The sequence below is a fragment of the Stenotrophomonas sp. ATs4 genome, assembly GCF_051861585.1.
GTDB lineage: Bacteria > Pseudomonadota > Gammaproteobacteria > Xanthomonadales > Xanthomonadaceae > Stenotrophomonas > Stenotrophomonas maltophilia_AS.
In genome coordinates this window covers 201,930-214,031 of the sequence record NZ_JBLYPK010000001.1, presented here as the reverse complement: position 1 = coordinate 214,031, position 12,102 = coordinate 201,930, and the positions used below count along the sequence as shown (strand labels likewise).

Here is a 12,102-nt window from a genome sequence, read left to right as displayed (position 1 = left end):
AGCGCGATGGATCAGAAGCGCTGCTGGTACTTCATGTAGACGAAGCGACCGATGTCGTAACCGCCGTAGTACGAGAAGGCCGAGTTCGGCTTGCTGTACATGACCGGGCCGTACTTCTCGAACACGTTGTTGGCACCGACCGAGACGGTTGCATCCCACGGCAGCGCGTAGCGGAACTGCACGTCGTGGAAGGTGACCGAGCCACGCTCGTTGTAGTTGCGTGCACCCTTGTACCACGGGGCGTAGACGTTCGGATCCGAGCATTCACCCGGATACGAACGGATGTCCACGCACTGTTCCTTCACGCCGGAGTAGTAGCGTGCGGTCCAGCTGACGCCGAAGTTGCCCAGGTCCCAGCCCAGCACCAGATTCGAACGGACGCGGAAATTGCTGCCGATGCCGTTGGAAACAGTCGGCACCACCGTGGTGTCGTTGGTCGAGCGGTAGATGCTCTTGCTGACATAGGTGGTAGCCCAGCCGGCGTTGAACTTGCCGACGCTGGTATCCAGGCGGTAGTTCAGGTCCAGGTCGTAACCTTCGGTCTCCATGAAGCCGGAGTTGCGGCTGCCGAACGTCAGCTTGTTGACGATGCCGGCGGTCGGACCGGTGGAGGTGTCACGGGTGAAGCGTGCGCAGCGAGCAGCAACGCCCTGCTCATAGCAGTCGATCAGGATCTGGGTCGGGGTATCGGACACGATCGTGTTGTCGATACGGATCTTCCACCAGTCCAGCGAGGCGTTGAAGTTCTTGATGAAGCTCGGGCTCCAGACCAGGCCCAGGGTCTTGCTGGTCGAGGTTTCCGGGGTCAGCTTCGGATCCGAACCGGACACGAACGGCACCGGGGTGGCGTCGGTGGCGGTGGTGACAGGCTGGTTGCCCTGCTTCAGCTGGCGGAAGGTGTTGGCATTGGCAATGTCCTGGGCGCAGCGCGCACGCACTTCGGCGCTGGTCTTGGACGAGCCGAACTGGACGTCGCACGGATCGCTGAACTGGGCGAAGGTTTCCGAACCACCGCCGTACAGGTCGTTGATGGTCGGAGCGCGGAAGCCCTCGGCCCAGGTACCACGGACCAGCAGCGAATCGAACGGCTTCCACTTGAAGCCGAACTTGCTGTTGAGCGTGTTGCCGAAGGTGTCGTAGTCCGAGAAGCGGGTCGCGCCGTTGAAGGTCAGTTCCTTCGCGCCCGGCAGGTCGGCCAGCACCGGCACGTTGATTTCCAGGTACGCCTCACTGACCTTGTAGTCGCCACCGGTCGGGCCAGCGGCCAGGTTGGTGGTGGCACCGGTCTGCGCCAGCGGATCCGGGCGGTACTCGCCCGATTCCTTGCGGCTTTCCACACCGAACGCGAAGCCCAGGTCGCCGGCCGGCAGAGTCACGATGGAACCGGCGATGTTGGCGAAGAAGTTCTTGCTGGTGGTCTTGCCGGTGGTGACCTCCGGCGGGAACAGCCACTGCTGCAGGGCGGCGTTGCCATCGATGCCGTTCGGATCGATCTTGCCGTACGGCACCAGCGGGTTCCACGGCATGCAGTTGGCGATCGGCGCGCCCGGGCGGCCGCACTCGACCTTGCCGGTGGCGGCGTTGTAGTACGACGGTCCAACGCCGCCAGCGACGCGGCCCTTGTGCAGGTTGCCGGTAGCGGTCGATGTCAGCTCGTTGCGGTTGTACTGGTAGCCCACTTCCCAATCGAAGAAGCGCTCACCAACCTCGAACGAGCCATCGAACGAAGCCACCGCACGGTAGGTCTTCAGTTCGCTGGTGGTCACGCGCGGCACTTCCCAGGTGCGGCGGTTCCAGGCCACGGCGGTCGGGTTGGCGTAGCCGTGCTGGTTGCCGAACGGGTTGAAATAGCTGTCAACCGACATCGAGCCAACGCCAGCGGTGCTCGACTGCAGCGGGTAGCCGGCGATCTGGCGGGTTGCTTCGCGCTTGTTGTAGCCCAGCTCGGTGCGGAAGTTGATGTTGTCGGTGATCTTGAAGCGACCGTCGAAGTACACCGAATCGCGCTTCAGCGGGTAGTTCACGTGCATCTGCTGGTTGGCGTTGCTGACGTCGCCGGTGAACCCAGTCGGATCGGTGATGTGGTAGTTGGCCGGGTTGGTCGGGTCGGCGCCGCGGTTGAGCGAGTAGTTGCAGCCGTCCTTTGCGTTGGTGCAGCCCGGGCCGCCCTTCAGGCCGGTGAACTGGCCCCACTGGCTGATGGTGGTCCAGTTGGTCAGGTTTTCGGCGTGGCGATCGGTGATGCCGTACTCGCTGAACCAGCGGTCCTTGGCCCACACCGACTTTTCTTCCGCGTGTTCGGCAGCCAGGGTCAGCGAGATGCGGTCATTGCTCCAGCCGGCCACTACGTCGAAGCGGTCACGCGCGCCGTCGCCCTGGCTGTACTGGCCGTGGTAGACGTTGGCGGTCACACCGGTGACATTGGAACGGGTGATGATGTTGACCACGCCGGACATGGCATCGGAACCATAGATGGCCGACGCGCCGTCCTTCAGCACTTCGATGCGCTCCACGGCCGAGACCGGAATCGTGGAGATGTCCTGGTAGCCCGAGGTGCTGATGCCCAGGCGCTTGCCGTTGATCAGCACCAGCGTGCGCTGGGTGCCCAGGTTGCGCATGTCGATGTACGAACCACCCGCGTTCTCACCGGCCGTCAGCGCGTTGGCGCGGCTGATGGCCGGGCTGCCCATCGCAGTGACGTTCTGCAGGATGTCGGCGACCGAGCTGAAGCCCTGCTGCTCGATGGCCGAACGGGTGATCGCAAACACCGGCTGGGCGGTTTCCACGTCCACCTGGCGGATGCGCGAACCGGTGATCTCGATGCGGTCGAGGTTGGTGGGAGTGGCGCTGCTGCCGTCCTGGGCAAACGCTGGCAGGGCGGCCAGCGCTGCGGTGGTTGCCAGGGCATAGCGGATGGCCTGCCCCAGTGCGGTGGTGCGTGAAGTCATGGCGAGCTCTCTCTCTCAGGTCGTGCAAAGGACGCCAAAATGGGCGTCGAAGAAGCCGGCGGGTCCAAAGACTGAGCCGGTGACCTGATAGTAGTCTCGTTGGTTAATGATCTGTAAAGAGTACGTATCCAATTGTTTCGCGATACGCCGCTTTCTTTCACAAAAAATGAACAAAAGCATTGGCTTACGCGAATCGACCCTCCCGAGCGGTCGCTGGAGGTCGCTGCATCGCAACAGAAAAAGAGGCCAGATTGCGCAAAGTGTGACGGATTCGGCCTCGGGCGCCGCCCCATTCAGGCCCGAGGTCAGCCGCGGATCACGCCACGAACGGGCGGAACTGGATGCCCAGGCCGGCGATGCCGTCGGTTTCGCCGATCAGGTCGGCGCGCAGCAGGGGGCGGGCATCGATGAAGGCCTGCGGCACGATCAGCGACAGCCGGTTGTCGTCGGCGGTCAGCTCCAGCACCGGCATCGGGTCGTCCTCGTGGGCGCGGTTGAGCAGCACCGCCAGGCGCAGCAGCGCGGCCAGCCGGCGTGCGGTCAGCAGCAGGCGCTCGGGCAGGGCATCGAAGGCGGTCTTGGTCACGCTGCGGCGGTGGCTGCGCACCAGTGCGGCCAGCATCTGTTGTTCCTGCCGCGAGAAGCCGGCGATGTCCGAGTTCTCCAGTACGTAGCTGCCATGCACGTGGTAGCCGCTGTGCGCGATCATCAGCCCCAGCTCGTGCAGGCGCGCGGCCCAGCCGAGCATGCGTGCATCGTCGGCATCAAGCTTCCAGCGTTCCTGCACCTGCTCCAGCAGCGACAGCGCGGTGTCCTGCACGCGGTCGGCCTGCACGGTGTCGATGCCATAGCGCTGGGTCAGCGCGGTGACCGACTCGTCGCGCAGGTCGTTCTCGCCGGCGCGGCCGACGATGTCGTAGAGGATGCCTTCGCGCATCGCGGCCTTGCTGACCAGCAGCTTCTGCAGGCCCAGGGCCTGGAATGCAGCCTCCAGCACCAGGATGCCGCCGGCGATGATCGGGCGGCGGTCGCTGGACAGGCCCGGCAGTTCGATGTCGTCGATCTTCCTGGCTTTCAGCAGTTCGTCGCGCAGCTGCGGCAGGGCCTCGGCAGTGATCGCACCCTTGCTCAGCTTCATCGTCGCGCAGATCTCGCTGATCGCCTTGTGCGTGCCCGACGAGCCCAATGCTTCCTGCCAGCCCAGCGCGCGGTACTTGCTGGCGAAGGGCTGGAACTCGCGGCCGATCTCGGCCAGCGCATCTTTCCAGCGCTTCTTGCTCAGCTTGCCGCCCGGGAAGAAACGCCGGGTGCTGGCAATGCAGCCGGCCTGCAGGCTTTCGCGCTCCAGGGTCTGCATGCCCATGCCGATGATGAACTCGGTGGAGCCGCCGCCGATGTCGATCACCAGCCGGCGCTGGCCGGGCTTGGGCGGCTGCGCGTGGGCCACGCCCAGATAGATCAGTCGCGCCTCTTCGCGGCCACTGACCACCTCGATCGCATGCCCGAGCGCGGTCTCGGCCGGAACCAGGAACGATTGCGGCGAGCGCAGCTGGCGTACGGTGTTGGTGGCCAGCGCGCGCACCTGGTGCGGCGGCACATTGCGGATGCGCTGGCCGAATCGGGCCAGGCATTCCAGCGCGCGCTGCCGCGCGGCGGCGGACAGTCCACCCTTGCCATCCAGGCCATCGGCCATCCGCACGGTTTCGCGCAGGCGGTCGATCACCCGCAGCTGGCCGAGCGTGTAGCGCGCGATGACCATGTGGAAACTATTGGAGCCAAGGTCGATGGCGGCCAGCAGGTCGCCATCCTGCAATGCGGGCGGAGTCGTGGTGGTATGCGGCATGGGCGAATGTTAGCCGAAGGGGCGGTGTACTCGTCACCGCGCGGCCTTCACATTTTGTAGGGGTGCGACCGCGGGTCGCATTGGACTGGACCGGTGGGTGCCGACCGTTGATCGGCACTGATCGAGTCCCGACCAACGGTCGGGACGCACTTCTGTAGAGCCGAGCCGTGCCCGGCTGCTTTCAGAGGCCCTGCATCAATGCCATCTGCGCAGAATGCGGCGCCTCATCGTGGGCCGGCGCACGTTTGTGGTAAACGCCATCGGCGTCCAGGTCCCACGCGTTGAGATTGTCGTCCAGGTAGTTCTGCAGGACCTCGCGGTACACCCGCTTGGCCAGTCCCGGGTCGAGGATCGGGAAGCAGGTTTCGACCCGGCGCAGCAGGTTGCGCTCCAGCCAGTCGGCGCTGGCGCAGTAAAGCTCCGGCGCACCGTCGTTGCCGAACCAGTACACGCGGCTGTGCTCGAGGAAGCGGCCGACGATCGAGCGCACGCGGATGTTGTCCGAAACGCCCGGCACGCCGGGGCGCAGGGTGCAGGCACCGCGGATGATCAGGTCGATCTGCACGCCGGCCTGCGAGGCGGCGTACAGCGCGCGCACCACCTGCGGTTCGTTCAGTGCGTTCATCTTGGCGATGATCCGCGCCGGGCGGCCGGCGGCGGCGACGCGCGTTTCGCGTTCGATGCGACCGAGGATGCCGGTATGCAGGGTGAAGGGCGACTGCAGCAGGCGCTTGAGCTTCATCTTCGAGGCCAGCCCGGACAGCTGCTGGAACAGCAGGTGCACGTCGTTGCCGATGTCGGCGTCGGCGGTGATCAGGCTGATGTCGGTGTACGCACGGGCCGTACCACTATGGTAGTTGCCGGTGCCCAGGTGCACGTAGCGGCGCAGCTTGCGGCCTTCGCGGCGTACGATCAGCAGCATCTTGGCGTGGGTCTTGTAGCCGACCACGCCATACACCACCTGTACGCCGGCTTCCTGCAGGCGGTCGGCCAGGCCGAGGTTGGCCTCTTCGTCGAAGCGGGCGCGCAGTTCGACCACCACGGTCACGTCCTTGCCGTTGTGTGCGGCCTGGATCAGCGCGTCGACGATCAGCGAATCCTTGCCGGTGCGGTACAGGGTCTGCTTGATCGCCAGCACGTTCGGGTCGATCGCCGCCTGGCGGATCAGGTCCAGCACGGCAGTGAAGGCATCGAACGGGTGGTGCAGCAGCAGATCCTGGCGGGCCGTGGTCTCGAAGATGCCGTCGCTGTCGCGCAGGGTGCGCGGGGTCATCGGCGGATACTTCAGGTCAGGCTGTGCGATCAGGTCATACAGCTGGATGATGCGGTTGAGGTTGACCGGGCCGTCGATGCGGTACACCGCGTTTTCGGTCAGGCCGAAATTCTGCAGCAGGGTGCGCACGATCTCGCGCGGCATGTCGTGGGCGATCTCCAGCCGCACCGCCGGCCGGTAGCCACGGTCGACCAGTTCGTCGCGCAGTGCCAGCGCCAGGTTTTCCACTTCTTCCTCGTCCACCACCAGCTCGGAGTTGCGGGTGACACGGAACTGGTAGGCGCCCTGGACTTCCATGCCCGGGAACAGCTCGTCGACGAAGGTGGACAGCACCGAGGACAGGAACACGAAGTTCTGCGGCCCGCCGAGCTTCTCCGGCAGCTGGATGATGCGCGGCAGCGAGCGCGGCGCGCGCACGATGGCCAGGTGGCCGGTGCGGCCGAACGCATCGGTGCCCTTCAGCACCACCACGATGTTCAGCGATTTGTTGAGGATCTTCGGGAACGGGTGCACCGGGTCCAGGCCCAGCGGTGACAGCACCGGCATGATCTCGTTGCGGAAGTACGCGCGCAGCCAGCGCTTCTGGCGGTGCGTCCAGGAATGGCGGCCGAGCACGCCGATGCCGGCGTCCATCAGTGCCGGGCGCAGCGTCTGGTTCCAGCAGCGGTACTGCTGGTCGACCAGTTCCGCGGCGCGGTCGTGGATGGCGTTGAGGATGGCCTGCGGGCTCATCCCGTCCGGCGCGGGCGGCAGGCCGAATTCCTGCGCATGGCGTACGGCGGCGGCGCGGATCTCGAAGAACTCATCGAGGTTGGTGCAGGAGATGCACATGAAGCGCAGGCGCTCCAGCAGCGGCACCTGCGGGTCCATCGCCTGGGCCAGCACGCGGAAGTTGAAATCCAGCTGCGACAGTTCGCGGTTGATGTACAGCGCCGGGTCACGCAACGGATCGTTGTCCGGGCTCACGGGGAGGGGGAGGGATCCGAGGCTGCTCATGGCGTCATTCTTCGATGGAGGTCAGGGGGGCGGACTCGCGCGGGCGCACGTGGTCGGCATCGAAATGGCAGGAGAACACCGAGCCCTTGCCGACTTCGCTTTCAATCTCCAGCCGTGCGTGATGCAGGCCGAGGATGTGCTTGACGATGGACAGGCCCAGCCCGGTACCACCGCTCTCGCGCGAACGGCTGCTGGAGACACGGTAGAAACGTTCAGTCAGGCGTGGCAGGTGGTTGGCCGGGATGCCATAGCCGGAGTCGCGTACCGCCAGCACCGCGCCGTCGCCTTCGCGACGGAACTCGACCGCGATGCGGCCCTCGGCCGGGGTGTAGCGCACCGCATTGGTGACCAGATTGGAAAATGCGCTGTGCAGTTCCTTGGTCGAGCCCTGCAGGTCGACGCCGGCCAGGTCGTCGATGCTGATCTGGTGGCGGCCCTGGCTGTGCGCCTCGGCCTCGCGGCGCAGCGTCGCCAGCATCGGCTGCATGGCCACCGTCTCGGCTTCGCTGTGTTCCTGTGATTCCAGTCGAGACAGGGTCAACAGGTCTTCCACCAGCTGGGCCATGCGCTGGCTCTGCTTGCGCATTTCTTCCAGCATCGGTCCGGTTCCCGGGAAGTCTTCCGGATCCATCATGTCCAGGTAGCCGTGGACCACGGTGAGCGGCGTGCGCAGCTCATGTGAAACGTTGGCCACGAAATCGCGGCGCACCTGTTCCAGGCGCAGCAGCTTGCTGACGTCGCGGGCGATCAGCAGCCAGTAATCCGACGAATAGGGAATCAGGCGCAGGTTGAGGCGGATGGCCGGATCGACCGGCGAGGGCACATCCAGGATCGGTTCGGCATTGCGGCCGCCGGCCAGCCAGTGGGCCAACGGCATCGGCTGCAGGCGCTCGACCAGCGCCTCACCCAGGTCGCCGGGGTGGTGCAGGCCGAGCAGGGCGGTGGCCGCTTCGTTGAACCACTGCACACGCTGGCTGTTGCGATCCAGCACCACCACCGCATCGGGAAGCGCGGCGGCTGCAGCGCGGTAGCTGCGCAGCATGTCCAGCAGGCGGCGCTTGCGCACGCGCATTTCCACCTGGTTGCGGTACAGCAGGCGGTCCAGTTCGTTCCAGACGCCAGTGCCTTCCTCGGCGGTGTCCCAGCGCTGGCGCGCGGTCAGCCGCCGCAGCACGCTGCGCAGGCGCCAGTAGTGCCAGGTGAGAGTCGCCAGCGCACCCAGTGCGATGCACAACCACAGGTGTCCCGTGAACCACCCCACCAGTCCGGAGAACAGCAGTACCGCGGCGACAGTGGCCAGGGTCTTCAACCAGGCAGAGCGGATGTGGCGGGGCATTGCGATCTCGTCGTTGAGGTGCGGCGGTTCACTGGGGCGAACCGAGGGTTATAGCAGAGTTGCCGGTGCCGGCACCCGCGGGTGCGCGGCGCCGGCATGACGAGACTCAGGTGGACGTGGAGAAGCGGTAACCGGCGCCGCGCACGGTCTGCACCATGTTCTCGGCGTTGAACGGTTCCAGCGTCTTGCGCAGGCGGCGGATGTGCACGTCGATGGTGCGCTCCTCCACGTACACGCTGCCGCCCCACACATGGTCCAGCAGCTGGGCGCGGGTGTAGACGCGTTCCGGATGGGTCATGAAGAAGTGCAGCAGCCGGTATTCGGTCGGGCCGATCGGCACCGGCTGGTCGTTGGCGAACACGCGGTGGGCGGCGCCGTCGATGCGGATCGGGCCGACGGCCACGCTGCCGTCCTCATCGTCCTCGCGCGCACGTCGCATGACCGCGCGGATGCGGGCCAGCAGTTCGCGCGCCGAGAACGGCTTGACCACGTAGTCGTCCACGCCGGCTTCAAGGCCACCGACGCGGTCGTTCTCTTCGCCGCGGGCGGTCAGCATGATGATCGGCACTTCGCGGGTCAGGGTTTCCTTGCGCCAACGGCGGGCAAGGTCCAGGCCGCTGGTGCCGGGCAGCATCCAGTCCAGCAGGATCAGGTCCGGAACGCGGTCGGCGATCGCGGTCTGGGCCTCGCGGGCGTCGCCGGCGTGGACCGGTTCGTAATCGCCCTTGCGTAGGGCGAAGGCGACCATTTCACGGATCGCGGGCTCGTCATCGACGATCAGGATGCGTTTCTGCACGAGGACACCGTAGGGCTCGGTTACTGGAGTGGTGCCAGTAGACTACGGTTTGATGACATGTTTGTGACCAACCGGCCGGAACCCGCGTGGATTGCCATCGGCCGGTCATGCAGCGCTCAGCGGCGGTCCAGGTCGGGGTCCTGCACGCCTTGCCGGCGCAGTTCCAGCACGGTGGGGGTGATGGCCTCGATGCGTGCGTCCACCCGCGCCCGGCCCACATAGTCCAGCGCCGGATTGCGCTTGAGCGCCTGCAGCTGCATCAGCGACTGTTCCGGCCGGCCACTGAGGAAGGCCGCCTCGGCATAGGCCTCGCTGGCCCGCACGCTGTCACCGGCCAGTTCGCTGGCGCGGGCATAACGCTGCTGGAAGACCGGATCGTTACCACTTTGCGACAGCAGGGGGCGCAGCATGGCCTGCGCGCGCTGGCCGGCCTCGCGGTTGCCCTGTTCGTTCAGGATTTCGGCATAGGTCAGCGCCACCGGGCGGCTGTTGGGGTGCTCGCGCAGCAGCTGCTCGAAGCGGCTGTTGGCCTGGGCGGTCTGCCCGGCGCGCAGTTCGGCCTCGCCCAGGGCCAGTGCCAGCCACAGGTTGTCCGGGCGGGTCTGCAGCAGGCCTGCCAGCGTCTGCCGCGCCTGGGTGGCACCGCTGCGGCCGCCACGCATCATAGCCAGGGCCTGGCCATAGCGTTGGGCATCGTTGAGACCGTCCTTCTGGCGTTTGGCCATGTCCGCATACTCGCGCTCCAGCTCGGCGTTGGAATCTGAGCTGAGGACACGCAGGCGTTCGCGTGCCCAGTCGAAATCACCGCTGGCACCCCGGCTGAGCTGGCCCATCGGAACACGCAGCACGCTGCTGGGCAGCAATGGATTGTTGCCACGCAGCAGCGGCTCGGCCAGGCTCGGGTCCGCCGGGTCCACCCGTTCCTTGCGCTCACCGCTGGGGGTGCTGGTGGTCAGCAGCACCGTGTCCTTCTTCATTTGATCGGCGCGGGCCTTGGCCTCGCTGATGCGGGTGATGTTGACCGGGTGGGTGCGCAGGAACTCGGGCACGCTGTAGCCGCCTTCGTTGCCGCGCATTGCCGCGGACATCCGCTCGAAGAAGCCGGCCATCGCGTCCACGTCGTAGCCGCTGCGCGCCAGGGTACGGATACCGAGGCGGTCGGCCTCGGACTCGTTGGAGCGGGTGTAGTTGATCTGGCGCTGCTGCATCAGGCCCATGCCCGAGCTGATCGCGGCCATGGTCGCGTTGCCCGAGGAGGTGCTGTTGCTGGCCTGGGCGGCCACCACGGCCGCCAGCATGCCCAGCAGGATCGGAATCTGGTCGCGCTGGGCGCGCTCGACCCCGCGCAGTACGTGCTGCTGGGTGACGTGGGCGATTTCGTGCGACAGCACGGCTGCCACCTCGTCCTCGCGCTCGGCCGTCAGCACCAGGCCGGCATTGACCCCGATGTAGCCGCCGAGCGTGGCGAAGGCGTTGATCTGGCGGTCCTTCATCACGAAGAAGGTGTACGGCTGGCGTGGCTGGTCGCTGTTGGAGCCAAGCCGGGTGCCCATGATCTGCAACCAGTCGTTCACCAATGGGTCGTCCAGCAGGTAGCCGTAGTTGCGCAGCTCGCGCAGCATCATCGCGCCGTACTCGGCCTGCCGGGCCGGGGTCAGCAGCTCGCCGGCCGAAGAGCCGATGTCGGGCAGCTTCTCCTGGGCCTGGGCCAGCGGCATGGCCAGGGCCAGGGTGACGGCGGTAGTCAGCAGCAGGGCTCGCAAGCAGAAGGTCCTCGGGCGGGGCGCGCCAAGCGTGGCAGGGCAGGGGGCAACCATTCGTTAATCCACAGTGTTGCGGCCGTGGCGTGGAAATTCCAGCGCACCGGTACCATATATGGACCGTCGATCCATCGTGGAGTTTCCCGTGACAGCCCAGACCGCCGGCGGTGCCCCCGCCATCACCATCTATTCCACCGCCGTCTGCCCGTACTGCGTGGCCGCCAAGAACTTCCTCAAGAGCAAGGGCCAGCAGTGGACCGAGGTCCGCATCGACCTGGACCCGGTCGAGCGCGAGAAGATGATGGCCAAGACCCGCCGTACCAGCGTGCCGCAGATCTTCGTGGGCGACGTCCACGTGGGCGGCTACGACGACATGATGGCCCTGCACCGTGAAGGCAAGCTCGAGCCGCTGCTGGCCGGGCAGGGGCAGGCATGAGCGCGGCCGACGACGGCAGCAAGGATCGGATCGCCGAGTTCACCGACTTCCGCAAGCGCATGAATGAACGCATCCTGGGCGAGCCGAACCAGGTGGTGCGCCGCTTCTTCGCGCTGGACACGCAGACCTACCAGGCCGGCGCGCTGGATGTGAAGACCAAGGAGCTGCTGGGCCTGGTGGCCTCGATGGTGCTGCGCTGCGACGACTGCATCAGCTACCACGTGGCCCAGTGCAAGGACGCAGGCGTGACCCGCGAGGAGTTCTTCGAGACTTTCTCGGTCGGCCTGGTGGTCGGTGGCTCCATCGTGATCCCGCATCTGCGCCGTGCGGTCGATTTCCTCGACCAGCTTGAAGGCGGCGCCGCCGCTCCCGCCGCGCACGAGCACTGAGGCTGACGACGGCCGCCGGGAACCGGCCCTCGCGGCCCTCCCGGTAGTGCCGGCCGCTGGCCGGCATCCCCTGAACCCGACACGGCCGAGGTTGCCGGCCAGCGGCCGGCACTACCGGGCGTAGCTCAGGGCCTTCTGCGCGATCCAACAGCCCAGGAGCCCCCTTGTTGTTCAAGGGGGCGCGCCGAAGGCGTGGGGATAAGGTGGGATGCGCGGGCAATTCTGCCTGAGCCGGGGCTGGGACCATGGTCTATTTGGGACCTCGGCCCCGGCTCAGGCATAATTGCGGGTGAAACTTCCTTTGCGCCGGCGTTTCCGGGCACGT

Annotated in this window: 8 protein-coding genes; 2 read left to right on the top strand and 6 right to left on the bottom strand. The window is 66.4% G+C overall.

Annotated features, from left to right (window positions below):
• Positions 1-11 precede the first annotated feature (11 nt).
• From ABR323_RS01105 to ABR323_RS01080, 6 genes are all read right to left on the bottom strand, one after another.
• Positions 12-2,948 carry a TonB-dependent receptor domain-containing protein gene (locus tag ABR323_RS01105; protein WP_439447907.1) on the bottom strand — a complete coding sequence of 979 codons (2,937 nt, stop codon included), beginning with the start codon at positions 2,946-2,948 and terminating at the stop codon, positions 12-14.
• A gap of 316 nt (positions 2,949-3,264) precedes the next feature.
• Positions 3,265-4,791, bottom strand: a complete 1,527-nt coding sequence (gene ppx, locus ABR323_RS01100) for an exopolyphosphatase (protein WP_439447906.1) — start codon at positions 4,789-4,791, stop codon at positions 3,265-3,267.
• Between the two features lie 181 nt (positions 4,792-4,972).
• Complete coding sequence (gene ppk1 / locus ABR323_RS01095; RefSeq protein WP_439447905.1) at positions 4,973-7,060, bottom strand: polyphosphate kinase 1; 2,088 nt, start codon at positions 7,058-7,060, stop codon at positions 4,973-4,975.
• 4 nt (positions 7,061-7,064) lie between these two features.
• Positions 7,065-8,396: a phosphate regulon sensor histidine kinase PhoR gene (phoR, locus tag ABR323_RS01090; protein WP_135272480.1), complete on the bottom strand. Its 1,332-nt coding sequence runs from the start codon at positions 8,394-8,396 to the stop codon at positions 7,065-7,067.
• Positions 8,397-8,502: 106 nt separating this feature from the next.
• Positions 8,503-9,192, bottom strand: a complete 690-nt coding sequence (gene phoB / locus ABR323_RS01085) for a phosphate regulon transcriptional regulator PhoB (protein WP_004146035.1) — start codon at positions 9,190-9,192, stop codon at positions 8,503-8,505.
• 116 nt (positions 9,193-9,308) lie between these two features.
• On the bottom strand, positions 9,309-11,009 hold the full coding sequence (locus ABR323_RS01080; protein WP_439447904.1) for a M48 family metalloprotease: 1,701 nt from the start codon (positions 11,007-11,009) through the stop codon (positions 9,309-9,311).
• An 88-nt stretch (positions 11,010-11,097) separates the two neighbouring features.
• Between ABR323_RS01080 and grxC the strand changes: the two genes are divergently transcribed.
• Both grxC and ABR323_RS01070 read left to right on the top strand, forming a co-directional pair.
• Complete coding sequence (gene grxC, locus ABR323_RS01075; RefSeq protein WP_010483913.1) at positions 11,098-11,388, top strand: glutaredoxin 3; 291 nt, start codon at positions 11,098-11,100, stop codon at positions 11,386-11,388.
• On the top strand, positions 11,385-11,777 hold the full coding sequence (locus tag ABR323_RS01070; RefSeq protein WP_005408260.1) for a carboxymuconolactone decarboxylase family protein: 393 nt from the start codon (positions 11,385-11,387) through the stop codon (positions 11,775-11,777). Before grxC ends, ABR323_RS01070 begins: the two co-directional genes overlap by 4 nt.
• Positions 11,778-12,102 lie beyond the last annotated feature (325 nt).